The organism is Streptomyces sp. NPDC051105, from assembly GCF_040682795.1.
Classification (GTDB): domain Bacteria; phylum Actinomycetota; class Actinomycetes; order Streptomycetales; family Streptomycetaceae; genus Streptomyces.
Genome location: NZ_JBFBBR010000002.1, coordinates 42,037 through 66,446 on the forward strand (window position 1 = coordinate 42,037; position 24,410 = coordinate 66,446).

23 protein-coding genes and 1 riboswitch are annotated in these 24,410 nt (G+C 72.4%); of the genes, 15 read left to right on the forward strand and 8 right to left on the reverse strand.

Annotated features, from left to right (window positions below):
* Positions 1–24 precede the first annotated feature (24 nt).
* The 5 genes from AB0N16_RS04200 to AB0N16_RS04220 all read right to left on the reverse strand — a co-directional run bounded on the left by AB0N16_RS04200 (position 25) and on the right by AB0N16_RS04220 (position 7,915).
* Entirely contained in the window at positions 25–1,176 is a 1,152-nt protein-coding gene (locus AB0N16_RS04200; RefSeq protein ID WP_365792879.1) for a substrate-binding domain-containing protein, read from the reverse strand.
* A 59-nt stretch (positions 1,177–1,235) separates the two neighbouring features.
* On the reverse strand, positions 1,236–2,306 hold the full coding sequence (locus AB0N16_RS04205) for an ABC transporter permease (RefSeq protein WP_365792881.1): 1,071 nt from the start codon (positions 2,304–2,306) through the stop codon (positions 1,236–1,238).
* Positions 2,303–3,826 (reverse strand): sugar ABC transporter ATP-binding protein, encoded by a 1,524-nt coding sequence (locus AB0N16_RS04210; RefSeq protein WP_365792883.1) that lies wholly within the window; start codon positions 3,824–3,826, stop codon positions 2,303–2,305. Before AB0N16_RS04210 ends, AB0N16_RS04205 begins: the two co-directional genes overlap by 4 nt.
* A gap of 130 nt (positions 3,827–3,956) precedes the next feature.
* Positions 3,957–6,761 (reverse strand): SpoIIE family protein phosphatase, encoded by a 2,805-nt coding sequence (locus AB0N16_RS04215; RefSeq protein ID WP_365794009.1) that lies wholly within the window; start codon positions 6,759–6,761, stop codon positions 3,957–3,959.
* 131 nt (positions 6,762–6,892) lie between these two features.
* The gene (locus AB0N16_RS04220) at positions 6,893–7,915 is read right to left on the reverse strand and encodes a cyclase family protein (RefSeq protein WP_365792885.1); all 1,023 of its coding nucleotides are present in this window, start codon (positions 7,913–7,915) and stop codon (positions 6,893–6,895) included.
* Between the two features lie 195 nt (positions 7,916–8,110).
* On the opposite strand from AB0N16_RS04220, the gene AB0N16_RS04225 reads away from it, so the two are divergent.
* From AB0N16_RS04225 to AB0N16_RS04245, 5 genes are all read left to right on the forward strand, one after another.
* The gene (locus tag AB0N16_RS04225) at positions 8,111–10,447 is read left to right on the forward strand and encodes a SpoIIE family protein phosphatase (protein WP_365792887.1); all 2,337 of its coding nucleotides are present in this window, start codon (positions 8,111–8,113) and stop codon (positions 10,445–10,447) included.
* Complete coding sequence (locus tag AB0N16_RS04230; RefSeq protein ID WP_365792889.1) at positions 10,444–11,178, forward strand: hypothetical protein; 735 nt, start codon at positions 10,444–10,446, stop codon at positions 11,176–11,178. The genes AB0N16_RS04225 and AB0N16_RS04230 overlap by 4 nt, the downstream gene beginning before the upstream one ends.
* Before the next feature lie 27 nt (positions 11,179–11,205).
* On the forward strand, positions 11,206–11,634 hold the full coding sequence (locus AB0N16_RS04235) for an OsmC family protein (RefSeq protein WP_365792891.1): 429 nt from the start codon (positions 11,206–11,208) through the stop codon (positions 11,632–11,634).
* Between the two features lie 100 nt (positions 11,635–11,734).
* Positions 11,735–12,898 carry a cytochrome P450 gene (locus tag AB0N16_RS04240; RefSeq protein WP_365792893.1) on the forward strand — a complete coding sequence of 388 codons (1,164 nt, stop codon included), beginning with the start codon at positions 11,735–11,737 and terminating at the stop codon, positions 12,896–12,898.
* Positions 12,895–13,116: a hypothetical protein gene (locus AB0N16_RS04245; RefSeq protein WP_365792895.1), complete on the forward strand. Its 222-nt coding sequence runs from the start codon at positions 12,895–12,897 to the stop codon at positions 13,114–13,116. Before AB0N16_RS04240 ends, AB0N16_RS04245 begins: the two co-directional genes overlap by 4 nt.
* Positions 13,117–13,175: 59 nt before the next feature.
* On the opposite strand, the gene AB0N16_RS04250 is transcribed toward AB0N16_RS04245, so the two are convergent.
* Positions 13,176–14,867, reverse strand: a complete 1,692-nt coding sequence (locus tag AB0N16_RS04250; RefSeq protein ID WP_365792897.1) for a xylosidase — start codon at positions 14,865–14,867, stop codon at positions 13,176–13,178.
* Between the two features lie 230 nt (positions 14,868–15,097).
* On the opposite strand from AB0N16_RS04250, the gene AB0N16_RS04255 reads away from it, so the two are divergent.
* Both AB0N16_RS04255 and AB0N16_RS04260 read left to right on the forward strand, forming a co-directional pair.
* Complete coding sequence (locus AB0N16_RS04255; protein ID WP_365792899.1) at positions 15,098–15,718, forward strand: hypothetical protein; 621 nt, start codon at positions 15,098–15,100, stop codon at positions 15,716–15,718.
* A gap of 213 nt (positions 15,719–15,931) precedes the next feature.
* On the forward strand, positions 15,932–16,270 hold the full coding sequence (locus tag AB0N16_RS04260) for a DUF2218 domain-containing protein (RefSeq protein ID WP_365792901.1): 339 nt from the start codon (positions 15,932–15,934) through the stop codon (positions 16,268–16,270).
* Between the two features lie 24 nt (positions 16,271–16,294).
* Here AB0N16_RS04260 and AB0N16_RS04265 read toward each other — a convergent pair whose 3' ends face one another.
* Both AB0N16_RS04265 and AB0N16_RS04270 read right to left on the reverse strand, forming a co-directional pair.
* The gene (locus AB0N16_RS04265) at positions 16,295–17,104 is read right to left on the reverse strand and encodes a hypothetical protein (RefSeq protein WP_365792903.1); all 810 of its coding nucleotides are present in this window, start codon (positions 17,102–17,104) and stop codon (positions 16,295–16,297) included.
* A 141-nt stretch (positions 17,105–17,245) separates the two neighbouring features.
* Positions 17,246–17,503, reverse strand: coding sequence for a hypothetical protein (locus AB0N16_RS04270; RefSeq protein WP_365792905.1), 258 nt, complete (start codon positions 17,501–17,503; stop codon positions 17,246–17,248).
* Between the two features lie 160 nt (positions 17,504–17,663).
* Here AB0N16_RS04270 and AB0N16_RS04275 point away from each other — a divergent pair, with 160 nt between their 5' ends.
* From AB0N16_RS04275 to AB0N16_RS04310, 8 genes are all read left to right on the forward strand, one after another.
* Positions 17,664–17,810: a hypothetical protein gene (locus AB0N16_RS04275; RefSeq protein ID WP_365792907.1), complete on the forward strand. Its 147-nt coding sequence runs from the start codon at positions 17,664–17,666 to the stop codon at positions 17,808–17,810.
* A 128-nt stretch (positions 17,811–17,938) separates the two neighbouring features.
* A complete protein-coding gene (locus AB0N16_RS04280) occupies positions 17,939–18,811 on the forward strand; it encodes a glutathione S-transferase C-terminal domain-containing protein (protein ID WP_365792909.1) in 873 nt (290 codons plus the stop codon).
* 77 nt (positions 18,812–18,888) lie between these two features.
* Positions 18,889–19,012, forward strand: a riboswitch (SAM riboswitch).
* 390 nt (positions 19,013–19,402) lie between these two features.
* Complete coding sequence (locus AB0N16_RS04285; RefSeq protein ID WP_365792911.1) at positions 19,403–20,383, forward strand: amino acid ABC transporter permease; 981 nt, start codon at positions 19,403–19,405, stop codon at positions 20,381–20,383.
* Positions 20,380–21,162, forward strand: a complete 783-nt coding sequence (locus AB0N16_RS04290; protein ID WP_365792913.1) for an amino acid ABC transporter ATP-binding protein — start codon at positions 20,380–20,382, stop codon at positions 21,160–21,162. Before AB0N16_RS04285 ends, AB0N16_RS04290 begins: the two co-directional genes overlap by 4 nt.
* Positions 21,163–21,227: 65 nt before the next feature.
* On the forward strand, positions 21,228–22,253 hold the full coding sequence (locus AB0N16_RS04295; RefSeq protein WP_365792915.1) for an ABC transporter substrate-binding protein: 1,026 nt from the start codon (positions 21,228–21,230) through the stop codon (positions 22,251–22,253).
* Between the two features lie 26 nt (positions 22,254–22,279).
* Positions 22,280–22,993, forward strand: coding sequence for a GNAT family N-acetyltransferase (locus AB0N16_RS04300; RefSeq protein ID WP_365792917.1), 714 nt, complete (start codon positions 22,280–22,282; stop codon positions 22,991–22,993).
* Between the two features lie 43 nt (positions 22,994–23,036).
* A complete protein-coding gene (locus AB0N16_RS04305) occupies positions 23,037–23,132 on the forward strand; it encodes a putative leader peptide (protein WP_351703418.1) in 96 nt (31 codons plus the stop codon).
* A 66-nt stretch (positions 23,133–23,198) separates the two neighbouring features.
* Positions 23,199–24,389 carry an LLM class flavin-dependent oxidoreductase gene (locus AB0N16_RS04310; RefSeq protein WP_365792919.1) on the forward strand — a complete coding sequence of 397 codons (1,191 nt, stop codon included), beginning with the start codon at positions 23,199–23,201 and terminating at the stop codon, positions 24,387–24,389.
* Positions 24,390–24,410 lie beyond the last annotated feature (21 nt).

Consider the following 24,410-nt stretch of genomic DNA (forward strand, 5'->3'; position numbering starts at 1 on the left):
GCCGACGAAGGCGTTGCGCGGCTGTCACCTGCCCCAGATCTTCCGGTACGCCTGCCGGTAGCCCGACGGGTCCCAGGCCGAGGCCCCGGCGCTGTTGGCCGCCGTGGAGACGTGCACAGGTGCGACGTAGCCGCTGGCCGGACGGCCGGAGAAGGCGCGATTGAACTCGTCGGCGATCTGCCAGCCCTGCAGCGACAGCGGCTCGGGGACGGTGGCCGCCTGGTACTGGTCGCCGTTGATGCGCTGGAAGGCGGACGGGTCGCCGTCGCCTGCGCCGATGTTGAAGGGCGGGCCTGCGCCCTTCTCGCCGGCCGCGCGGAAGGCGGGGGCGGCGTCGGCGAAGTACAGGTCGTTGATCGCGACGGAGTAGCTCCACCGGCTTCCGAAGCGGGCGAGGAGGGTGGAGACCTCTCTGGCGGTACGGCTGCTCGCGTCCGGGATCGGGATGTTCTCGTACGCCAGCAGCCGCACGCCCGCACAGGCGGCCAGCCCCTTCCTGATCAGCTCGGACTTGTGGTGGGCGAACGGGATCGAGGCGTCGGTGAAGAGGACGACCCCGGCGTTGCCCCGGGAGTGCGCGATGACCCACTGCGCGCTGATCGCGGCGACTTGGCCGACGTCGGTGGTGACGTTGGTGAAGAGCTTGGGCTTCGCACTGGGGCCGGGGGAGGTGACCGCGTGCCAGCCGATGAGGGGGATGCCCGCCGCGTTGGCCATCTGGACCTGCTGCGAGGTCGAGTTGGGGTCGAAGCCGCCGATGACGATGCCCGGGGGCCGGAGGGCCACGGCCTCGCTCAGCGCCGCCTGGATACCGGCGGGGGTGCCCTCGCCGTCGATCACCCGGACGTTCCACCCGATGACCTTCGCGGCCTCCCGCAGACCCTTCGCGACGCCCGCGACTCCGGGGTTGGTCATGGTCTGCGCGACGAAGACGATCGTCTTGCCGGACACCGCCGTGGGGCCGCTGGTCGGCCCGTTCCAGGGGACGTCGGTCCGCTCCGCCCGGGTGACGGCGGCCTGGGCCCGTGCCTGGGCCGCGGAGCAGCCGCTCGGGCCGGTTGCGGAGGCGGCGGGGCCGTCCGGCTGGCCGCGTTCGCAGCCCGCGAGGGCGGTCGCCGCCGCCAGCAGGGCGAAGGAGATGATGCGAGCGGGAGAGGCCTGGCGGCTGCGGTGCACGGGGACTCCTCGCGGAGGAGAAGGCGGAGGAGAAGGCGGAGGAGAACGACGCGGGGGACTCATGGCGTGGGGCCCGCCGTGTCACCGTCCCGGGCCGAGGGGTGCGGTTCGCGGGGTACGGCGGACGCGTCCGTCCCGGTGCGCAGCCGGCGGGCGGAGTAGCCGGCCAGCCCGACGGCGAGCAGCAGCGTGCCGCCGTAGAACAGCGGGATCGTCCAGAAGTCCGCGCCCAGCTGGGCGATACCGGTGAGGCCGACCGCGAGTACGGCGACGGCGACCAGCGTGCCCAGGGCGTTGGGGCGGCCGGGCCTGATCGCGGTGGCGCCGAGGAGGGCACCGGCGAAGGCGGGCAGCAGATAGTCGAGGCCGACACTGGGATTGCCGATCTGCTGCTGGGCCGCGAGCAGCACACCGGCGAAACCGACCAGCAACCCCGATGCGGCGAACGCGTAGACGATGTACCTGCGGGTCGGGATGCCGACGAGCTCCGCCGCGCGCGGGTTCGAGCCGACGACGTAGAGGTAGCGTCCGAGGGGCAGCCGCTCCAGCACCAGCCAGAGGACGACGGCGAGGGCCAGCACGTAGAAGGCGGGAACCGGAAGCCCGAGGAACCTGGAGTTGTAGAGATCGGTGAAGGCGCCGGGGAGTCCCCGCGGACCGGGGACGATCCGGCCGCCGTCGGTGATCCAGCCGGTCACGGCGTACATCATGCTGCCGGTCCCGAGGGTGGCGATGAAGGAGTCGATCCGGCCGAACTCGACCACGACACCGTTGAGGACGCCCACGACCGCCCCTCCGGCGACCACCACCAGGCAGGCCCACGGCCAGGGCCACCGCTCGTCGACCACGAGGTGCATCGCCATCACGTGCGCCAGGCCGAGGCCGTAGCCGAGGGAGAGGTCGAACGCACCGGTCACGATGGGGACCGTGGCGGCCAGCGCGAGGACGGCCGGGATCGACTGGTTGAACAGGATCGAGTCCACCGTGTCCCGCGTGGGAAAGGTGCGGGGCAGCGTGAGCGAGAAGACCAGGAAGAGCAGCACGGTGAGGACGAGCAGGCCGTAGGCGCCGACGTGGTGTCCGGCGGGGCCTGGGCGCGGCCGGGACGGGGACCTGGGCGGCGCGGTCATGAGGGCGTCGCGGTTCCGGCGGGAGGTCTGGCCGAGGCCGCCCGGGTGAGTCCGGCGACCGTGAGGGCCGGACCGCTCAGCTCGGCCGTCACGGACCCGCGGACGAACACCAGGGCCCGCCGGCACACCGCCACGACCTCCTCGAAGTCCGTGGCGACGAGCAGCACCGCGAGGCCGGCGGCCAGTGCCTCGTCGAGCAGACGGTAGACGGCGGACTTGGCCCCGACGTCCACGCTCGCGGTCGGCTCCTCCAGGATCAGCAGACGCAGGCCCACCGGGTGCCAGCGGCCGATCATGACCTTCTGCTGGTTCCCGCCGGACAGCGTGCCGATCGGGGCCTCGCCGTCCCGGGGGCGCACCGAGAACCGTTCGATCAGGCCGGCGGCCACCGCGCGTTCCCGGCGGGGGGCCATCCAGTGCAGCGCCGGCACGCCCGCGGCGCGCGGATTGGCCAGGAGGTTCTCCCGCACGGTCAGTGCGGCGGCGCAGCCCTCCCGCTGTCTGTCGCCGGGTACCAGGCCGACCCCGAGACGGACGGCGTCGGCGACCGTGCGGGGGTGGTACGGCCGGCCGCCGAGCAGCACCCGGCCGTCGAGGAGGGGCCGGGCACCGGCCAGGGCCCGGCCCACTTCCACGTGCCCGGCGCCGGAGAGGCCGACCAGGCCGAGGACCTCGCCGGCCCGGAGGTCCAGGCCGACCGGTCCCGCGCCGGCGGTCCGTACGCCGTCGAGGGTGAGGACGGCCGGGCCGGTCGCGGGGACGGTGGCGGGGCGATAGCGGGTGAGTTCCGCGCCGACGATGTCCCGCACCAGACGGGCGGGGCTGTGGCCCGCCAGGTCGCCGTGGCTCACGAGCCGGCCGTCGCGCAGGACGGCGAAGGCGTCGGCGACCTCGTGCACCTCGTCCAGCCGGTGGGTGACGTAGAGCAGGCCGTGCCCCTGGTCGCGCAGGGTGTGCAGGACGCGGAAGAGCCGGGCGCAGTCCGCGGCGGGCAGCCGGGCGGTCGGCTCGTCGAGGACGATGAGGCCCGCCCGGGCGGCCAGGGCCCGGGCGATGGCGACCAGCGACCGCTCGGCGGGGGAGAGCCGGGAGACCGGCGCGGCGGGGTCCAGGTGTCCGGCGACGGTCCCCAGGGCGTCGGCGCACCGCTCCCGGGTGCGGCGCCACGAGATCAGTCCGGCGCGGCGCGGGTATCCGGTGCTCAGGGCGATGTTCTCGGCCACCGTCATCCACTCCACCAGACCGAGGTCCTGGTGGATGAAGGACATGGCGCCGGAGGCGGCGCGGCTGCCGAGCGGGTGCCCGGCCACCGTGACCTGTCCCGCCTCGGCGCGGTGGATGCCGGCGAGCACCTTGATGAGGGTCGACTTCCCGGCTCCGTTGGGACCGAGGAGGGCGAGGACGCTGCCCGCGTGGACGTCGAGGTCGACCCCGTCCAGCGCGAGGGTCCCGCCGAACCGCTTGGTGAGTCCGCGGATACGGACCAGCGGGTGCGCAGAGGTGTCGGGAGGGTCGTGCACGGGACATCTCCGAGGGTCGGCCTGGCGAGTTCTTCCCGACGGTCACCAGCGATCCTAATGCGACTTTCTGCATTATTTCGGGCACCTGTCGCGCTGTGTGACACCAACGGGTCAGTGGCGTCGGCGGGTCTCAGTCGCCCCCGAGGCCGCACTCGGCCCAGATGACCTTGCCCTGGGGCAGATAGCGCGTCCCCCAGCTCTGTGCCAGCTGGGCGACGAGGAACAGGCCCCTGCCGCCCTCGTCGGTGCTGGCTGCCCGGCGCAGATGCGGGGCGGTGTCGCTGGTGTCGGAGACCTCGCAGATCAGCCCCCGGTCGAACAGCAGCCGTACCCGGATGGGGCCGGAACCGTGGCGGATGGCGTTGGTGACCAGCTCGCTCAGCATCAGTTCCGCGGCGAACGCGGCTTCGCCGAGTCCCCAGTCCGCCAGCTGCCGCATGGCGTCGGCCCGGACCTCGCCGACGAGAGACGGGTCGGGTTCCAGGTCCCAGACGGCGATCCGGTCGGGGGGCAGGGCGCGGGTGCGGGCGACGAGCAGGGCGATGTCGTCACCCGGGTGGACGGGCGCCACGCTGTTCAGGATCACCTGGCAGGTCTCCTCCGGTGTGCGCCCCGGCTGCGCCAGGACCTCGCGCAGCCGGCCGAGGGCCACGTCGACGTCGCGGTACCGGTCCTCGACGAGGCCGTCGGTGTAGAGGACCAGCCGGCTGCCCTCGGGGAGGTCGACGTCGACGGCTTCGAAGGGCAGGCCGCCAAGGCCGAGCGGAGGCCCGGCGGGCAGCTCGGGGAAGGACACCGTGCCGTCGGGGCGGACCAGCGCGGGCGGAGGATGTCCGGCACGGGCCATGGTGCACCGCTGGGTGGTCGGGTCGTAGATGGCGTACAGGCAGGTCGCACCGAGGATGTCCGCCTCGGCGGCGAAGTCTTCCCGGTCCAGCCGTCCCACCAGGTTGTCGAGGTGGGTGAGGACTTCGTCCGGCGGGAAGTCGAGTTCGGCGAAGCTGCGGGCGGCGGTGCGCAGCCGGCCCATGGTGGCGGCGGAGAGCATGCCGTGACCGACGACGTCCCCGACCATGAGGCCGACCCGGGTCCCGGAGAGGGGGATGACGTCGTACCAGTCGCCGCCCACGTCGGACTCGGCCGGCAGATAGCGGTGGGCGACCTCGACGGCGTCCTGGTCGGGCAGGCCCTGGGGGAGCAGGCTGCGCTGGAGGGCCAGGACCATGGTGCGTTCGCGGGTGTAGCGCCGGGCGTTGTCGATGGACAGGGCGGCGCGGGCGGCGAGTTCCTGGGCCAGTGAACGGTCGTCGTCGCCGAAGGGCGCGGGGTCCTGTCCCCGGTAGAAGGCGGCGATGCCCAGGACGACACCGCGGGCCACCAGCGGGACCGCGATCAGGGAGTGGACGTGGGCGAGCAGTTCCGCGGTGTGCTCGGGGTCGTGGGCGAGCCAGCCCGCGGCGGCCTCCAGATCCGGTTCCAGCACCGGCTCACCGCCGGTCAGGCAGCGCAGCTGCGGAGTGGTCGGGCCGTAGTCGACCTGCTTGCCGACCGGATGGAAGGGGCAGTCGTCGCGGATGCCGTGGACCACCGTACGGCGCAGGTCGGCGTGCGGGTCGGCGGACTCCTCGCCGCGCAGTACGGCCTCGGGCAGGTCGATCGTGACGTAGTCGGCGAGTCGCGGCACCGCCGTCCGGGCCAGTTCCTGGGCGGTGCGGCGCACGTCCAGGGTGGTGCCTATGCGGGTACTGGCCTCGGACAGCAACTCCAGCCGGTGCCGTGCGGCGAGGGCGTACCGTCCGACCTCCGGCTCCCCCACCAGGAGCAGTCCTCTCGACGGGGGCGCGGGAGCACGGCGACCGGCCTGCGCCGCCACGACCGTGACGCCCCTGCCGCCCGAGGCGACCCGGCCGGGTGCGGTGACGGCCCCGGGAGGCAGCACGATGCCGGGGGAGGCGGGCTCGGCGGGGAAGTCGGTCAGCTCGTCGAACTGCCACGGGGCGACGAGGGGGTCCCGTGGTGCGGGGCCGGGCAGGACGGCCTCGATGGCCACGCCCTCGACCCCGGTGGCACTCGTCATCGGACGGCTGAGCAGCGTGACACGCCGGCCGTCGGACAGGCGGACGTGGAGAGCGGCCCGCTGCGCGCGGGAGAGCAGCTCGGTGGCCCGCTCCATGAGGATCGCACGGTCCCGCGGGTGCTGTCCGAGGGCCAGTTCGTCCAGCCCGATGGTGTGGTGACGGCCGATGGCGGCCTCCGCCTCGGTCTCCACGTAGGCCCGCAGCAGCGCCCGCTCGCGTGCGGAACTCTGCTTCAGCAGCCGCCGTTCGATGGCGCGCGCCGCCTTGCGGATCACGGTGGCCAGTCTGGGGTCGTCGAAGGAGCGTGGATAGCCGAAGCAGAGCACACCCTCGATACGTCCGCTGAGCGGGTCGCGGACCGGGAGCGCACGGCAGGCGCTCGTCTGGCCCCGCTCGGCGAAGTGCTCGGCGCCATAGACCTGGATGAGCTGCCGCTCCGCCAGTGCCAGACCGATGCCGTTCGTGCCGGCGACCTGTTCGGCGAACACGAACCCCGGCACGCACTGGATCGCCGGGAGGCTCCTGGCCAGGGACGCCTCGCCGAAACGGCGCAGCAGGACGGTGCCGTTCGCATCGGCGACAGCGATGTTCAGCCGGCTGCCGGCGAACCTGTACTGCAGCCGGTCCACCACCGGCACGGCCGCGCGGACGATCCGGGCGTCCCGCTCGAAATCATCCCGGAAGGGGAGGTCGGAGCGATCCGCCGAGAGGCCCAGGGACCGGCAGCGCTGCCACGAGTTCAGGATCGAGGTGCGCACGTCCGCTGCGCCGGGTTCGCCCCCCAGGAAACGCTCACGCGAACGCGCGGGTCCTGCGTCGCCCGTCGCACGCCCCGTGGGCGTCGGTGCCCCGCCGATCAGCACCACGCTTCGCCTCACTCGCGATAGTCCACTCTCCGTAGAATGATCCGGCTTTTATAACAATACGGACATTAAGGGTGGGAGTCACGGGGAGGCGCTTCCGCCAGGCGCAAGCCGTTGGCCGGTCGTCACAGGACCGCCACCGGGTTGACGGGCGAGCCCGTCCCGCCCGGGATGTTCAGCGGCGCCACGACCAGCAGGAACTCGTATCGCCCGGCCTCCGCGGTGGCGGCCGAGAGGGCTTCCAGGTCGAGGTTGTCCAGCAGCGGGACACCCATCGCGGCCAGGGCCAGGGCATGCACCGGCGAGTGCACCCCTTCGACGGGCGAGGGCCGTACATCGCTGTCGCCGTCACCCCCGAGCAGCGCGATGCCGCGCTCCGCCAGCAGCGGTACGGCGTCCACGTGGAAGCCCGCGCTCGCGGTGTCCGGGTCCCAGGCGCCCAGCTCCGTACGGCGGCGGACGTGCCCGGACCGCAGCAGCACCGCGTCACCCTCGCCGATCGTCACCCCGAGCGCCCGCTCCGCGTCGGTGACGTCCTGCGCGTGCACCGCTCGTCCCGGCTCCAGCCAGCGGGTCCCGAGGACGGCGGGCAGGTCGAGGAGCACACCCCGGGTGACGAGGGGCCCGAGCGCCGACACCGCTCCGAAGCGGGCGCCCGCGGTGCCGACGACGTCGGCCGCCGTCCGGCCGTCGTAGAGCTGCCCCCGGTAGGCGATATGGCACAGGGCGTCGAGATGCGTGACGCCTTTGCCGTGGTAGTCGGCGCCGATGAAGTCCTTGTGGGCGGTGGGCTCCGGGCTCTCCGCCTCACCGAGGTCGGTCATGTGGTGCAGCGCGGGCCTGCGGTTGTCCGGGCCCGGCCGGGTGTTCCACGGCAGCGCCAACGGGACGACCACCCCGGACCGCACTCCCGTCGTGGCCCGCCGTGCCCGGTCGGCGGTCACCCGGTTCCAGGCACCGCGGTCGGGCGGGTCCCAGCGACCCCAGGTGCGGACCGCCTCGAAGAGCGCGTCGAACTCCCGACGGGAGACGGCCGGCCCGTTGCCGGTGACGGCTGGTCCGGACCCACAGGGATCGGACCCGGGGGGATCGGACCCGGGGGGATCGGACCCGGGGGGATCGGGGGCAGCGGCGGACTTCGAGGTCATCGGTACTCACCGTTCTCCGCTCCCCGGGCGGGACGCAGGGGGAAGTGGCGCCTGTGATCGGCTCCAGCTTCGCACGGCGGCTCGCGCGGACAGGCCCAGATGTGGGCCGCCCGGGTCTGGGGCGACCATGGATGAAGACAGCACGCCCGCCGATGCCGCACGAGCCAGGGCACCGGGCGGGAGGGAAGATGAGGGATGGGCACGACGGACTCCTCCCGAGCAGCCGCCGGCCGGCCGGCGGCGGGTTCCGCCGCGCCGCCCGGTGGCTTGCTGGATCTGCTCAGCGTGGCCGCGGTGGTGCTGAACGCGGAGGGCCAGGTGGTCCTCTGGAGCCCGAAGGCCGAGGAACTGTTCGGCCACAGCGCGGCGGAGGCGCTGGGGCAGTACGCGGCCCGGCTGATGGTCCACGAGGAGCACCGGGACGAGGTCATCAAGCTGTTCACGCAGGTCATGGAATCCGGCCAGGACTGGGCCGGGGTCTTTCCGGTCCGGCACAAGGACGGCAGCACCCGCCTGGTGGAGTTCCGCAACATGAGGCTGCTGGACGACCTCGGCGGCTTCTACGCCCTGGGCCTCGCCGCCGACCAGGCCGCGGTGGAGCGGGTCGAACGGGATGCCGCCCTGGCCATGCGGCTGGTGTCCCAGTCCCCGGTCGGCCTGGCCATCCTGGACGCGGACCTCCGGTACCTCGCCGTCAATCCCGCCCTGGAACGCATCACGGGTCAGACCGGCGCCGACCGTCTCGGCCGACCGGTCGGCGAGATCCTGACCTACCTGGACACGGACCCCGAGGCGCGGCTGCGCCGGGTCCTGGAGACGGGCGAGTCGGTCGTCGACCGGGACATCGTCTGCCGTCCGCCCGGCGACCCGGACCACGACCACGCCTGGTCCGTCTCGTACTACCGGCTGGAGGATTCCGGCGGGCGGGTGCTGGGTCTGGCCTACTCCGTCATCGACGTCACCGAACGCCATACGGCGGCCGCCGAGGCGGCCGACGCCCGGCAACGGCTTGCACTGATCGCCCGGGCCTCCGCCTCCGTGGGCACCACCCTCGATCTGGAGACGACAGCATGCGAGCTGGCCGACGTCGTCATACCGGACCTGGCCGACGTGGCCGCCGTGGACGTGCTCGACAGCGCGCTCGACGGCCGGACCGCCCCGCACGACGGCCCGGCGTGCTTCCGCACCCTCGCCGTCAGCGCGTTCCACGCCGGCGAGGCGGCCTGCGTGGCCGACCCGCCGGGGAAACTCGCCACCTATGACAGCGACCGCCTGATCACCCAGTGCGTGCGCACCCGCCAACCGGTCCTGCTGCCCCGCACCACGCGTCGGGACCTGGAGCGCATCGCCCGCAACGACGCGGCCGCCGCCCTCCTCGCGGCGGTCGGTGTCCACTCCTACCTGGCCGTACCGCTGCCGGCCCGGGGCGAGGTCCTCGGCGCCCTGGCCCTCGCCCGCACCCGGAACAACCCCGCGCCCTTCGACGACGACGATGTGTTCCTCGCCTGTGAACTGGCCGCCCGGGCCGCGGTCTGCATCGACAACGCCCGTGGCTACCAGGCCCAGCGCCATGCGGCCCTCACCCTCCAGCGCAGTCTGCTGCCGCAGCTCGCGACGCACCTGCCGGGCCTGGAGGTGGCCTGCCGCTACCAGCCCGCCGGCGCCACGAGCGAGATCGGCGGCGACTGGTACGACGCCATACCCCTGCGGGGCGACAAGACCGCCCTGGTCGTCGGGGACGTCATGGGCAGCGGCATCAACGCGGCCGCCACCATGGGGCAACTCCGCAGCGCCGCCCGCGCCTTCGCCGAACTCGACCTCGCCCCGGACGAGGCCCTCTACCACCTCGACCACCTCACCGAAGGGGGCGAGCAGGCCATCACCACCTGCCTCTACTGCGTCTGCGACCCGCACCGGGGCGAGTGCCGGATGTGTCTCGCCGGCCACCTGCCCCCGGCCCTGCTGCGGGCCGGCCACCCGGCACGGCTGCTCGACCTGCCGGCCGGCGTACCGCTGGGTGTCGGCGGGGTGCCCTTCGAGGCCGCCACCATCGCCTTCCGGCCCGGCGACGAACTGGTCCTGTACACCGACGGCCTGGTCGAGACCCGCAGCGAACCCATCGACGCCCGCCTGGACGCCCTGCTCGACGCCCTCACCGCGACCCGCGGCCGCGATCTCGAAGAGACCTGCGAACGCATCCTGGAGACGCTGCGACCGCCCGGCGGCGAGGACGACGTCGCTCTGCTCATCGCCCGAGCCCAGCCCCTGCTCCCGGCGGGTCCGGCGGGTCCGGCGAGTCCGACGGGTCCGGCGAGTCCGGCGAGTCCGGCGGTCCCGGCGAGTCCGATGGGTCCGGCGGTCCCGGCGAGTCCGATGGGTCCGACGGGTCCGGCGAGTCCGGCGGTCCCGGCGAGTCCGATGGGTCCGGCGGGTCCGGCGAGTCCGATGGGTCCGGCGGCTCCGGGGCCGGGGGAGGCCCCCGATGCCGGGCGTCCGGCCGGCAAGCGGTCTCGGGAACAATCGTCGCCATGAACGACCGCATGGGCGATGCCGAGAACCGGCTGGCCAGGATCGAACGGCTGCTGGCTGACGGCGAGCGCGAAGTGGTACCCGCGTGGCGCAGGGCCACCCGGGGCGAGCCACGGTGGGCCGTGACCGCCGTGATCCTGGTGGCCGTCGTGCTCCAGCTGGCGCTGCCCCACCGGCTCGCCCTCCAGCCGTTCTGGGCCCTGCCGACCCTCGAACTTTCGCTGCTGGCCGGCCTGATCGCCGGCAACCCCCGGCGGGTGGAGCCCCGTACCCGGTGGCTGCGCGTGCTGGGTCTGGTCCTGACGTGTGTGATCAGCCTCGCCAACGGCTGGGCGGCGGTCCGGCTGGTGGCGGGGCTGGTGAACGGCACCGAGGGCGAGGACGCCGGACCGCTGCTGCTGACCGGTGGCGGCATCTGGCTGACGAACGTCATCGTCTTCGCGCTCTGGTACTGGGAGTGGGACCGCGGCGGACCGATGGCGCGGGTCGAGGGCCACCACCAGTACGCGGACTTTCTCTTCGTGCAGATGCAGAGCCCCGAGACCGCGCCGCGGGACTGGGAGCCGACCTTCATCGACTACCTGTACCTGTCCTTCACCAACTCCACCGCCTTCAGCCCGACCGACGTGATGCCGTTGTCGCGCTGGGCCAAGATGCTGATGATGCTGCAGTCCTCCGTCTCCCTGGTGACCGTGGTGCTGGTGGTGGCGCGGGCCGTGAACATCCTGCACTGACGGCCGGGCTGCCATAGGTTCGTCGGTATGAGCGAAGACTCCCTGCGCCTGGTCACGGTCGAGCGCACCGGCACCGGCCGCTTCACCGCGACGAACGCACGCGGCGGCACGATCGCCTTCGGCACCGGCGACGGCACGGAGTTCACCCCGGTGGAACTCCTGCTCGCGGCGATCGGCGGCTGCACCGCGGCCGACGTCGACGTCGCCACCAGCCGCCACATCGAGCCGGCCGCCTTCACCGTCACCGTCAGGGGCCACAAGGTCGGCGACGAGGGCGGCAACCGGATGACGGACCTCGCGGTCGCCTTCTCCGTCACCTTCCCGGACGGCCCGTCGGGCGATCGCGCCCGCGCCATCCTGCCCCGGGCGGTCGCCGTCTCGCACGATCGGCTGTGCACCGTCAGCCGCACGATCGAGGCCGGGACGCCGGTGGCCGTGTCGGTCGAAGACGACTGATCTGTACCGGCGGTTCGTCATGTCCCGGGGCGGCGAACCGGGCGGCGGGGCGCCATGCTTAGGTGGGAAGGTGAATCCCTCTCCCCGGCCGGACCACGCGATGAGCACCACCGACGCGTTCCCGATCGGCGCCTCGACCACGCTCGCCGAACTCGCCCGCGATCCGCACCCGCGCCTGGCACGGCTGCGCGCCCACGAACCGGTGTCCTGGCTGCCCGAGTTGAACGGCTGGCTGGTCACCCGCCGCGACCTCGCGCTCGACGTGATGCGGGATTCCGCCACCTTCACCGTCGACGACCCCCGCTTCTCCACCGCCCAGGTCGTCGGCCCCAGCATGCTCTCCCTGGACGGCGCCGCGCACACCCGCCACCGCGAGCCCTTCGCCGCTCCCTTCCGGCCCCGCGAGGTGCACGACGGGTTCGCCGCGTTCATCGAGCGGGAGACCGACCGCCTCATCACCGCACTGGGACCGTCGGGCGCCACCGAACTGCGCCGGACCTTCGCCGGACCGCTCGCCGTCGCCGTCGTCACCGAGGCGCTCGGACTGGTCGGGGCGACCACGGACACGGTGCTTGCCTGGTACGACGCGATCGTACGGTCCGTCTCCGACATCACCGAAGGACTGGAAGCGGGTCCGGCGGGTTCCGCCGCCTACGCGGAGCTGCGGGCAGCCGTCGAGGCCACGGTCGCCGACCGGCACGCGTCCTCGCTCCTCGTCTCCGCCGCCGGACGGCTGACACCGCCCGAAGTGGCGTCCAACGCGGCGGTCCTGATGTTCGGCGGCATCGAGACCACCGAGGCGATGATCACCAACGCGCTGCTTCACCTGCTGGCGGACCCCGGCCAACTCGCCCTGGTCCGGGCCGATCCGAGCCTGCTGGACGGCGCGGTCGAGGAGTCGCTGCGCCTGGAGCCCGGCGCGGCGGTGGTGGACCGCTACGCCACCCGGGACGTCGTCCTCGGCCCGGCCGCCGTCCGTCGCGGCGACCTGGTCACCGTCTCCCTGACCGGCGCCAACCGTGACCCGGCGGTCTTCCCCGACCCGGACCGTTTCGACGTCCGCCGGGGCAACGCCCGCCTCCAACTGGCCTTCGCCCACGGCCCGCACCACTGCCTCGCCGCCCACCTGGCCCGCCTGGAGACCCGCATCGCCCTCCAGCGCCTGCTCGAACGCCTCCCCGGACTGCGCCTCGACCCGGAACGGCCCGCCGCGCCGTACGGACTGGTGTTCCGCAAGCCACCCAGCCTGCACGTGCGGTGGTGACGGCCCTGTCCGGCTGTCGCGACCGCTCCGGAACCCCCTGGTACACCGCCTCCAGGAGCCCGAGGATCTGCTCCTCGGTCGGCTGCCGCGGGGCGTTGGCGGTCACCGCGTCCGCGAGGGATGTCCTTGGCCGCGTCCAGGACCGAGCCGCCGCCGAGAGCGACGACCTGGACCTCGCCAGGGCGGCCCGCTCCGCGCGCGGCCCGGTGAACGGCTGACACCTCCCGACGTCACGAAGGCCCCGCGGGGCGAGCACCCGCGGGGCCTTCACGGAGTCTCAGGCCGTCGCCAGGTCGAACTGCTCCCAGGTCCCGATCGCCGTCCGGTTGGCGATCAGCGCGTCGGCGCCGCCGTTCTCGGCCGTCACGTACCTGCCGTTGGCCGCGGACAGCAGACTCACCGTGCCGTTGGAGTTCTTCACCAGCTGGAAGGTCTCGTAGCCGCCGACGGCGGTGCGGTTGGCGATCAGCGCGGCGGCGCCCGCGTCGTCCGCGCAGACGACCTGGCCGTTGGCCCGTGAGCGCAGCGCGATGTCGCCGTCGCCCAGGTCGATCTGGTCGAACCGCTCCCAGGTGCCGGCCGTGTCACGGTTGGCGATCAGGGCGGCGGCGCCCGCGTTCTCCGCTGTCACGAACCTGCCGTTGGCGCGCGCCTTCAGGGTGACCGTGGCGGTGGCCGGGGTGCCGGCCGAGGTGCCGTTGACGTAGGGCTGGGTGGGGCGGGTGGCGGTCAGGGCCAGGTCGCCCTTGAGCATGCGGCCGCCGTCGCCGGTCAGGCGCAGGTAGTAGTCGGCGGAGCAGGCGGTGCCGTCCTCGTCGAGGGCGAGCAGTCCCGAGTCGGTCGGCACCCAGGCCTGCGACTCGGCGGTCTTGGCGATCTGGTTGCCCTCGTTGTACTCGTCGTACATGGAGATGTAGATGCCCTGCGCCCCGGCCCGGACCATGTTGTAGAACTGCCGCCACATGAAGTCGCCGTGCGCGCGCTGGCGTTCGTTGACATCGCCGGGCAGTACGCACGGCTGGTAGTCGATGCCGTTGGCGGCGCAGTCGGCGAGGTCCGGCACGGTCGCGTCGGTGTAGAAGTTGTCCGCGTCCGAGGAGTTGCCGATCCGGCCGACCATCCACGGCGAGATCATGTCGAGCGCGTGGTAGACGTCGGAGAAGCCCGAGCGGGAGTCGCCCGTGCCGGGGCGCCACCAGGTCGGCACCCCGCCGATGACGTAACAGCCCTGGCTCTTGAACCAGTTGATGACGTCGAGGCAGGCGTCCGCGCCGAACGCGTGCTTGTCGTCGTTGAACCCGAAGCCCCAGACGCACACGACCGGCTTGCCGTTCTGTACGGCGTACGCCGAACTCGCCGTGTGCGCCGACATCTTGTCCGTCCAGTCGGTCTTGATCTCCGACTGCATGTTCGTCCAGCCGCTGACGTCGTACATGACGTAGAACTTCCGGCCGTACGCCTCGGCGGCGCTGCGCACCTTCTGTGCCATGTCGTCCCGCGTCGGGCCCTCGCCGCCGGTCGGGTTGAAGCGCTGGAGCGCGGCGGTGTCGATGCCGTACTGCTGCATCCACAGGAAGTGGGTGTTCACCGTCTGCTGGTCGTACGACGAGAACAGCCCCGGGGCGCGGCCGTTGCCGAAGTTCGCGAACGCCGTCGTGTACGTCTTCGTGTAGTCGCGGACGTCCGGCCAGGCCTTGATGCCGTTGTTGGACGGCGAGGGGGTCGAGGCGCTGTTGGGGGCCCAGTGCCACCAGGCGTTGATCGGCGCACCGTCGCCCTTGCAGGCGAACCAGCCCTGGTAGCCGACGGTGACCTTGCCGACGACGTCACCGGTGGCGCTCGCGGTGGCGGCCGCCGACGCGGTGCGGGTGACGGCGAACGCGCCGAGGGCGGCGGCCGCCGTCCCCCCGGCGGTCGCGCCGAGCACCCTGCGGCGCGTCCAGGGGGAGGTGCGGTGGGACTTGGGCATGCGGGAACTCCGTAGACGGGGGAGGAGAGGGGGGAGGTTGAGTCGGGGGCGTAGCTCACGGCGTGAGTCAAGAGGTGATGCGGGTGGGGGCAGGACGAGTCTGCGGCATGCGTGGCGTACCCGGAATGGTCTAGTCCTTTTTTGAGGATGTCTTAAGACACGTGTGAGCGTCATTAAAGGAACGGGTCGCAGGCTCGGTGGCAGCTACCCCCTACGAAGGGAGCGCCATCATGGGCGCGTTCGGCAGGAAATGGTTCATGGCCGCCGGGCTGACCGGCGCGCTGGTCGCCGTCACTCTGGGCGGCACGTCCGCCTCGGCCGCCCCCGCGGCCGGTCCGGCCGAGGGCGGTGCGACCGGCATCGTCGACTCCACGTCCTCGTCGGGCTTCACCTTGACGACGGCGACCGGCGTCAAGGTGACCGTGGACGAGACCTCGGCCACGAAGACCGTCGGCGGGCCGGCCAAGGCCGTGCGGACCGGTGCGAGCGTGCTCGTCCTCGGCACGGTGGACAGCGCGACCATCACGGCGACCCGGGTCGTCGTGCAGCGCCACGGCGACGGCGGAGCGGCGGCCGCCGAGGCGGCCGGAGTGATCCCCTTCCAGCAGGGGACCCCGTCACCGGACAAGTCGGTCGGGCAGATCCCGGACTACACCGAGGGCGAAGGGACGATCATCGGCGGCAGGACCGCGGACAAGGCGGTCGAGGCCGCGCAGGCCGTCGTGCCCGGCGGCATCGACGACCGGGTCGTCCAACTGGCCGACGGCGAGTACGAGGTGCACAACATCAGCGTCAACTGGCCGCACCATGTGTTCGTCAGCCAGGACTTCGAGGTCGTCGGGTACGAGTAGGCCACGGCTCGCGGCTACGGCACCTGGGTGAGCGCACTGACGTCGAGGCCGTCGGCGGACTCGATCGCCGGAGCGTGTGGAAGCGCGTCACCGCGGCGTGGGTGACGCGACCGGCATGCATAGCTTGCGGACTCCGCTACGGCGCCGCACCCCCCACCCCGACGTAGCGTGAGCCCGTCACCGTATGCCCGCCCGCAGCACCGGGAGTCCCCGATGGCCCGCTCCGAAGCCCGCGTCACCACCGACCGCCCCGCCCGCTACGCCAAGCAGCTCGCCGCCCACCTCGGCCGCCGCTCCCGGACCAGCTGGGACGAGGAGACCGGCACCGGCGGGATCGTCTTCCAGAACGGCACCGGCACCCTCACCGCCACCGAGGGTGCCCTGCTGCTCTCCGTGGAGACGGACCCCGAGAACCTCGATCTCCTGGAGGGTGTCGTCGGCCGCCACCTGGTCCGCTTCGGCACCCGCGACGAACTCCTCGTCGCATGGCACCGGGACAACGGCGAACCGGGCACCACCCAGGCCAACTCCGAGGACCCCATGCCGCATTGAGCTGGTGCTGCGACCGGAACAGCACTAGTCGAACTGGCTCGGCATCGGTGCCGGGGTCTTGCCGGACAGGACGTCCTGGAGGCGCTGGGCGCCGGTCTGCACGGCCAGCGCGGTGCTGTCGTGGTCGACACCGGACAGGCCGCCGTTGGTGACCGCCGCCCCGGAGGCGCCGATGCGCAGCACCGCCACGTCCGTGGTGTAGGTGGCGGACTGGCCGTTGGCGTTGCCCTGGACGGTCACCGTCAGGGCAGCGCGCGCGTCGCCCGACTTCGGCACCTTCGCCGAGACCACCTGCACGGTCCGCTTGCCGCCGTCCTTGCCGGTGGCCGTGAACTGGTCGCACTTGTCCGGCAGCGTGTTCAGCCAGGCCAGCGTGGCGTCCAGGTTCGCCGAGCCGTAGTCGCCGGCCTGGTACAGCATCCGGGCGTCCTCCGAGGTGAACCCGCGCAGCCCGGAGGCGCCGGAGGCGCGGCCGAGGAGGCTGTCGGAGTACAGGCCGTCGAGGAGGCGCTGGCAGTCCGCGGCGTCGGACTTGGCGGTGAGGAAGTCGGCCACGTCGACCTTGCCGACCAGCATCGAGTTGCGCCAGGTCGCCGCGTCGGTGGCCAGCTGCCAGTTGTCCTCGATGTCGGCCGGTGTGATCAGCGCGGCCTGCGCGCCCGCCCCGGTGAGGGCGGGGGTCGCCGACGGGGACACGGGGGAGCGCTCCCCGGCCGGCGAGACGGACACGGCCTCGGGGCCGCCACTCTCGTCCGTGCAGGCCGCCGTGGCGAGCAGGACCCCCGCCACCAAGGCCGAGGCGAGAACACGCACGGGTCGGGACGGACGGATCATCGCGACTGCCTCCTCGGGAACGCGGTACGTCACTCCGCGGGGGCAGCGGTGCTGCGTCCCTCCGCGGACGACGGCGGTACGTCCCCCACGCCACCATCCGGCACGACAGCCGACCACCCGCGCGTGTCGTTCGGGTGAGCGTCATGATCCGGGAGTCGTGATCCGCACCCTCCGGCTGCCGCAGCGCGGGCACACCGCGTCGGTGAGCGGCGACCGCACCGCCCGGCCGGCCTCGTCCACGTACTCCTGGGTGCTCCGCAGGTCCGGGTCGGCGATCGGGTCGGTGAAAAACACCGCCTGGAAGGTCGCCTCCCAGGCCTCGCCGCACCGCCCGCAGCCGAACGCGAAGGTCTCCGGCACGGCACCGGGCACCGGCCCGGGACCCGGGGGCTCGCTCATCGCATCCGGCTCCTGTCACTCGGCCTGCGTCTCCAGCGGACAGCCGCTCCCGCCCGGCGGCAAGCCGGGGCCGGGTGTCCCAGGCGTGGACGCCCCCTTGACGGCGCGCGGAGGCCGATCGACACTCCAGGTGGGAATCCTAGTGAAAAGGTAGGGAAAGATGGGTCGGCTGCGCACGGTCACCGGCAGACAGCGCCGAGAGAGCCGTACGCCCTGCCCCGTCCCGCTGCTCACCTCCCGCCTGCACATCGACCTGCTGCGTGTGTGCAGCGCCATCAGCCGCAGCGCCATCAGCCGCACCGGCTGACCCCCGCTCCCGGCCGTACCAGCCGTACCGGCTGAGTGCCCGCCGGCGGCCGCATCCGCCGAACGCCCACCACCGACGAACGCTTCCGCCGCGCGTACGTCCGCGCGTCCGCACCCCTGGGGAGACGCATGTCCATCACTCCGTTCGCCGCCCTCCCGTCCGTCCGGACCACCCCCGCCTTCCGGGGGCGCATCGGCCGGGACGCGCGCAGCGGCCACTACGCCGTGCCGCGCCGCTACCGGCTCCACCTCGCCACCGCCTGTCCCGACGGCCTCCGCATCGCCGTCGGCCACAGCCTGCTGGCCCTCGACGACTGTTGTCCGGTCACCTATCTGCCCGCCGTCCCGGACGGTCCGGACGGCAGCCACACGGCCCTGCGCCCGCTGTACGAGGCGAGCGCCCACCACTACTCGGGACCGGCCCTCGCACCCGTGCTCAGCGACGACTGGTCCGGCCGCATCGTCAGCACCCACGGCCGGGACATCCTGCGCGACCTGGACCGTCACTTCGGCGACGGCGTCACCCGGCTGTACCCGTGCGGTGCCGAGGCCGAGATCGAGGCCGTCGAGCGGCTGTGCGCCGAGGACATCGAGCAGGCGGCACAGCACGCCGGCCGAGCGGGCGGCGACCCGGAGGCGCTGGAGGTGCTGCTCGCCGCCCTGGATGAGCTGGAGCGCCGGCTGACCGGCGCGGAGTTTCTGGTCGGTGGGCAACTCACCGCGGCTGACGTCGAGTTGTGGGTGACCCTGGTGCAACTCGACACCGTGCACCGCAACCACCTGGACGCCTCCGCCGTGCACGCCGTCGCCGGCCACCCGGAGCTGTGGGCCTACGCCCGCCGGCTGGCCGCCCACCCGGCCTTCGGCGCCCACCTCGACCTCGACGGCATCGCCCGCCGCCACCACGGCCGTTGCCAGGGCCTGGAAGCCGCCGGCGCGGCCGTCCAGATCCTGGACTGGGCGGGCCACGCGGCGGACGCTCCCGGCCTTCCGCGCAGGTGAGAGCGGCCCGAACCGTTTCGCCACTTGGACAGGCGTTGACATTCGTTCGGGCAACTGCGTTACTTACGGACCAGAACGGTCAAGAGCGTCAGCGTCAAGCCCTGGCTTGCTGACCGGCAACCCTCGCATCGCGGTGGGGTGCCCCAGGTGACGACCGGACCGATGACGTTTCGGCAAGCGACGATTCGGTAAGCGCGAGGCCCCCCGGGGCCAGCACGACAGTGACAGGTGACGGACATGTACGCAGTCTCCAGGACGGCCCAGCGCCGCACCTCGGGCTGCGTACGCCCGTATTCGAGCCCGCTCGTCGCCGACCGTGCCGTCGACCTGCTCCGTGTCAACAGCGCCCTGTGTAGCGCGTGTACCGCACCGGGCTGTGCCCGCTGTCGGGTCTGACCAGGCTTTCCGCCGGCTTCCCGCAGCTTCGCGCCTCAGCGTCCCCGTCGAAACACCGGCCGCCCGGTGTGCCGCCGTCCGCCCAGCCCCCCTGCCCCGCGCGCCCCCGCGCACCGTGCCGCCCGCCCGCATGCGGCCCGGTCGCGCGGTCCCGGCCGTGGGACCCGGGGGTGACCGACTCCGCCGGAGCCCGCCATGACCGAACCCCCAGGCACCGTGTCCCTCGCCGAGGCACCGCCGCCCACTGATGAAGCATCAAAACCTGCTACCGCGCAGCGAGTTCAGCCGCTGCGCCGCCCCGGCCGGTGGATCGCCACGGCCGTCGTCCTGGTGGTCGTCGCGCAGTTCGCGCACGGACTGGCCACCAACCCCTTCTACCAGTGGGACCGGTTCCGCTACTGGTTCCTGCGGCCCACCATCCTCGACGGGCTCGTCATCACCCTCGAAGTAGCCGCGCTCAGCGCCGTGCTGGGCCTCCTCAGCGGAGTCGTGCTGGCCGTCGCCCGGCTCTCCGGCAGCCCCGTGCTGCGGGCGGTGAGCTGGACCTACACCTGGCTGTTCCGCTCGATCCCGCTGATCGTCCTGCTGATCTTCCTCTACAACTTCTCGGCGCTATACCAGACGTTGAGCCTCGGCGTGCCCTTCGGCCCGTCCTTCGTCAGGTTCGACGAGACGAAACTCGCCACCGACATGGTGGTCGCCGTGGTCGGCCTCAGCCTCAACGAGGCGGCCTACGCGGCCGAGGTGGTACGCGGCGGCATCCTCAGCGTCGACCAGGGCCAGCACGAGGCGGCCGCCGCACTCGGCCTGCCCAAGAGCTACCAGTTCACCCGGATCGTCTTCCCGCAGGCCCTGCGCTCCATCGTGCCGAACTACGTCAACCAGCTCATCGGGCTGATCAAGGGCACGTCCCTGGTGTTCTACGTCTCGCTGCTCGACCTCTTCGGCTCGGTGCAGTCCATGGGCAGCACCTATCCCGGCGACATCGTGCCGCTGCTGCTCGTGGCCACCGTCTGGTATCTGATCCTGACCAGCGCCGTCTCCGTCGTCCAGTTCTACGTCGAGCGGTACTTCGCCCGCGGCGCCACCCGCACGCTGCCGCCGACCCCACTCCAGAAACTCCGCACCGGCCTCGGCGACCTGCGGGCACGGATACGCCGGGAGGCCGCCGCATGACCACCGCACCGGACATCGCGCCCGCCGCCCTGGAGATCCACGACGTCCACAAGTCGTACGGCGCCCACCGCGTCCTCGACGGCGTCGACCTGACCGTCCGCCCCGGCGAGGTCACCGTCATCCTCGGCCCGTCCGGCTCCGGCAAGTCCACGCTGCTGAGGGTGATCAACCATCTGGAGAAGCCAGAGACCGGCTACGTCAGCGTCGGCGGCGAACTGGTCGGCGTGAAGCGCCACGGCGACCGGCTCAAGGAGCTGACCGAACGCGCCATCCTGGCCCAACGCAGCCGGATCGGCTTCGTCTTCCAGAACTTCAACCTGTTCCCGCACCTGACGGTCCTCGACAACGTCGCGGCCGCCCCCGTCGCCACCGGAAAGCTGACCAGGACCGAGGCCCAGCAGCTGGCCAAGGAACTCCTCGAACGGGTCGGCCTCGGCGAGCGCGTCGGCGCCTACCCACGGCAGCTGTCGGGCGGCCAGCAGCAGCGCGTCGCCATCGCCCGCGCCCTCGCGCTGCGCCCCGGGATCATCCTCTTCGACGAACCGACCTCCGCGCTCGACCCCGAGCTGGTCGGCGAGGTCCTCGCCGTCATCAAGGACCTGGCCTCCGGCGGCACCACCCTGGTGATCGTCACCCACGAGATCGGCTTCGCTCGTGAGGTCGCCGACCGGATCGTCTTCATCGACGGCGGAAAGATCGTCGAACAGGGCCCGCCCGCCGAGGTCCTCGACAATCCGCGGCACGAACGGACCCGGGACTTCCTCCGCAAGGTCCTCTGAAACACCCCCCTTTTCTCACTGGAACCACCTCCCTTTCACTTGTCACTGAAACACGAAGGACGGCCATGCCCACGCTCCTCTCCCGACGCAGCCTGATCCGCGGCCTCACCACGGCGACCGCCGTCGCGACCCTCGCCACCGGGCTCGCCGCCTGCGGGGGCGACAGCGACGCCGCTACGACGACCGACAGAGCCAAGAGTGGCGAGGTCGTCATCGGACGAGTCTCCAACGGCGCCGCCCAGCAGACCACCATCAAGGTCTCCGAGGTCAAGTCCATCAGCGCCGAACTGCCCGCCTCCGTCCGCAAGAGCGGCAAGCTCGTCATCGGCGAGGGTGTCCTGCCCGCCGGATTCCCGCCGCTCGCCTACGTGGGCAACGACCAGAAGACCCTCACCGGTTCCGAACCCGACCTCGCCCGGCTGGTCGCCGCGGTCTTCGGCCTCACGCCCGAGCTGAAGAGCTTCACCTGGGAGAACATGTTCGTCGGCATCGACAGCGGCAAGGTCGACGTGGCCCTCTCCAACATCACCGACACCGAGGAGCGCAAGAAGAAGTACGAGTTCGCGTCCTACCGGCAGGACAACCTCGCCTTCACGGTCCCGAAGAAGAGCACCTGGAACTTCGACGACAACTACGAGAACCTCGCCGGCAAGACCGTCTCCGTCAGCGCCGGCACCAACCAGGAGAAGATCCTCCTGGAGTGGAAGGCCAAGCTGGCCAAGGAGGGCAAGAAGCTCACGGTCAAGTACTACCAGGACAGCAACAGCGTCTACCTGGCCCTCAACAGCGGCAAGATCGACGCCTACCTCGGCCCCAACCCCGGCATCGCCTACCACAACAGGCAGACCGCGAACACGCCCAACGCCACCCGCACCGCGGGTACCTACTCCGGCGCGGGCGCCAGCCTCCAGGGTCTGATCGCGGCCACCGCGAAGAAGGACAGCGGTCTTGCCAAGCCGCTCGCCGACGCCATCAACTACCTGATCAAGAACGGCCAGTACGCGAAGTGGCTGGCCGCCTACAACCTCTCCAACGAGGCCGTCGCCAAGTCCGAGGTCAACCCGCCCGGGCTGCCGCTGGACAACTCCTGATCGGTCGTCAGCGGAGAACGTCACACATGACCGTTGAAGCATCCCGCGGCGTCCTGGACAACGCCGTCTGGTCCGCACTCGCCGGTCCGCACGCCCACCTCGCCGAGCATTTCGGCCGGGCCGCCCGCTACCCCGACGACGTCTACGCCTACGCCGCCCTCGCCGACCCCACCGACCCGGAGGCCTGGGCCGACCTGCACACGCTCGTCGGCCCCGGCGCGACCGTGAAGATCAAGCCGGTCGAGGAAGCACCGCCCGGCTGGGAGGTGCTGGGCGGCGGGGTGGGCGTCCAGTTCGTCGACACCGGGCTGCGGGCCGAGCCCGATCCCGAGGCGGTCCGGCTCGGCTCGTACGACGTGCCCGAGATGCTGGACCTGGTGGCCCGCACCGAGCCCGGCCCGTTCCGCAAGCGGACCGTCGAGATGGGCGCCTACCTCGGCATCCGGCACGGGGGACGGCTGATCGCCATGGCGGGGGAGAGGCTGCGGCTGGACGGCTGGACGGAGATCAGCGCGGTCTGCACCGACCCCGGGCACCGCGGCCGGGGGCTGGCCACCCGGCTGGTGCGCGCCGTCGCCGCCGGCATCAGGGAGCGCGGTGACACGCCGTTCCTGCATGCCGCTCCGGGCAACGCGACGGCGATCCGGCTCTACGAGTCGATCGGCTTCACCGAGCGGCTGCGCACCCGCACCCTGCTGGTGCGCAGCCCGGGAACAACCGCGAACGCCGGGCTGTTGTGAGTCACGACGAGATGTACACGGAGCAGGCTGGGAGGTGCGGGACATGACACGTGTCCTCAGCCCCAGCCGCCGTACCGTCCTGCACTCCCGGCCGCACATCGACCTGGTGCGCGTGGCCGGCGCGCTCTGTTGTTCCTGACCCGTTGTCCTCGCCGCGCCCCTGTCCTCGGCGCGCCCTCGTACGGACCTCCAGGAAGGCACCACTGTGTCCTCATCTCCCGCTTCCCCCCTGCACCTCGCCGTCGCCCTCGACGGCACCGGCTGGCATCCCGCCTCCTGGCGCGAGCCGGTCGCCCGCCCCCGTGACCTGCTCACCGCCGGCTACTGGGCCGGCCTGGCCGCCGAGGCCGAGCGCGGCCTGCTCGACTTCGTGACCATCGAGGACGGTCTCGGCCCGCAGTCCTCGCACTTCCTGGAGCCGGACGAGCGCACCGACCAGGTGCGCGGCCGCCTCGACGCCGTGCTCATCGCCGCCCGGATCGCACCCCTCACCCACCACATAGGTCTGGTGCCGACGGTGGTGGCCACCCACACCGAGCCGTTCCACATCTCCAAGGCGATCGCCACCCTCGACTACGTCAGCACCGGCCGCGCCGGGCTGCGCGTCCAGATCACCGCCCGCCCGAACGAGGCCGGCCACTTCGGCCGTCGTACGATCCCGCGCATCGAGGCCTACGACAGCCCGGTGGTGGCCGACCTGTTCGACGAGGCCGCCGACTACGTGGAGGTCGTGCGCCGCCTCTGGGACAGCTGGGAGGACGACGCCGAGATCCGCGACGCCGCCACCGGGCGCTTCGTCGACCGCGACAAGCTGCACTACATCGACTTCGAGGGCCGCCACTTCAGCGTCAAGGGCCCCTCCATCACCCCGCGCCCGCCGCAGGGCCAGCCGCTGGTCACCGCGCTCGCCCACCAGACGATCCCGTACCGGCTCGTGGCCCGGCAGGCCGACCTCGGCTACGTCACCCCGCACGACACCGGGCAGGCCCGCTCGGTCGTCGCCGAGATCCGCGCCGAGCAGGCGGCGGCCGGCCGCGCCGCCGAGCCGCTGCACGTCTTCGGCGACCTGCTGGTCTTCCTCGACGACACCGAGGCCCAGGCGGTGGCCCGCCGGGAGCGCCTCGACGACCTGGCCGGGACCCCGTACACCGGCGACGCCCGGATCTTCACCGGTACGGCGGCACAACTCGCCGACCTCCTCGAGGAGTTCGCGGCGGAGGGGCTCACCGGTTTCCGGCTGCGGCCCGCCGTCCTCGGCCACGACCTGCCGCGCATCACCGAGGGCCTGGTCCCCGAGCTGCAACGCCGGGGCCGCTTCCGGACCGCCTACGAGGCCGACACCCTGCGCGGCCTGCTCGGGCTCGCCCGCCCCGCCAACCGCTACGCCGCCGCCTGAGCCGGAAGGGACCGCACCCGA

What these genes read in the sequence shown, in the direction of transcription:
- AB0N16_RS04305 (WP_351703418.1), top strand. Translation starts at nt 23,037, where the DNA reads ATGACACGTGTCCTCAGCCCCAGCCGCCGTACCGTCCTGCACTCCCGG.
- AB0N16_RS04230 (WP_365792889.1), top strand. Translation starts at nt 10,444, where the DNA reads ATGAACGACCGCATGGGCGATGCCGAGAACCGGCTGGCCAGGATCGAA.
- AB0N16_RS04280 (WP_365792909.1), top strand. Translation starts at nt 17,939, where the DNA reads ATGTCCATCACTCCGTTCGCCGCCCTCCCGTCCGTCCGGACCACCCCC.
- AB0N16_RS04225 (WP_365792887.1), top strand. Translation starts at nt 8,111, where the DNA reads ATGGGCACGACGGACTCCTCCCGAGCAGCCGCCGGCCGGCCGGCGGCG.
- AB0N16_RS04240 (WP_365792893.1), top strand. Translation starts at nt 11,735, where the DNA reads ATGAGCACCACCGACGCGTTCCCGATCGGCGCCTCGACCACGCTCGCC.
- AB0N16_RS04205 (WP_365792881.1), bottom strand. Translation starts at nt 2,306, where the DNA reads ATGACCGCGCCGCCCAGGTCCCCGTCCCGGCCGCGCCCAGGCCCCGCC.
- AB0N16_RS04285 (WP_365792911.1), top strand. Translation starts at nt 19,403, where the DNA reads ATGACCGAACCCCCAGGCACCGTGTCCCTCGCCGAGGCACCGCCGCCC.
- AB0N16_RS04275 (WP_365792907.1), top strand. Translation starts at nt 17,664, where the DNA reads ATGGGTCGGCTGCGCACGGTCACCGGCAGACAGCGCCGAGAGAGCCGT.
- AB0N16_RS04260 (WP_365792901.1), top strand. Translation starts at nt 15,932, where the DNA reads ATGGCCCGCTCCGAAGCCCGCGTCACCACCGACCGCCCCGCCCGCTAC.
- AB0N16_RS04235 (WP_365792891.1), top strand. Translation starts at nt 11,206, where the DNA reads ATGAGCGAAGACTCCCTGCGCCTGGTCACGGTCGAGCGCACCGGCACC.
- AB0N16_RS04220 (WP_365792885.1), bottom strand. Translation starts at nt 7,915, where the DNA reads ATGACCTCGAAGTCCGCCGCTGCCCCCGATCCCCCCGGGTCCGATCCC.
- AB0N16_RS04300 (WP_365792917.1), top strand. Translation starts at nt 22,280, where the DNA reads ATGACCGTTGAAGCATCCCGCGGCGTCCTGGACAACGCCGTCTGGTCC.
- AB0N16_RS04255 (WP_365792899.1), top strand. Translation starts at nt 15,098, where the DNA reads ATGGGCGCGTTCGGCAGGAAATGGTTCATGGCCGCCGGGCTGACCGGC.
- AB0N16_RS04270 (WP_365792905.1), bottom strand. Translation starts at nt 17,503, where the DNA reads ATGAGCGAGCCCCCGGGTCCCGGGCCGGTGCCCGGTGCCGTGCCGGAG.
- AB0N16_RS04295 (WP_365792915.1), top strand. Translation starts at nt 21,228, where the DNA reads ATGCCCACGCTCCTCTCCCGACGCAGCCTGATCCGCGGCCTCACCACG.
- AB0N16_RS04290 (WP_365792913.1), top strand. Translation starts at nt 20,380, where the DNA reads ATGACCACCGCACCGGACATCGCGCCCGCCGCCCTGGAGATCCACGAC.
- AB0N16_RS04250 (WP_365792897.1), bottom strand. Translation starts at nt 14,867, where the DNA reads ATGCCCAAGTCCCACCGCACCTCCCCCTGGACGCGCCGCAGGGTGCTC.
- AB0N16_RS04265 (WP_365792903.1), bottom strand. Translation starts at nt 17,104, where the DNA reads ATGATCCGTCCGTCCCGACCCGTGCGTGTTCTCGCCTCGGCCTTGGTG.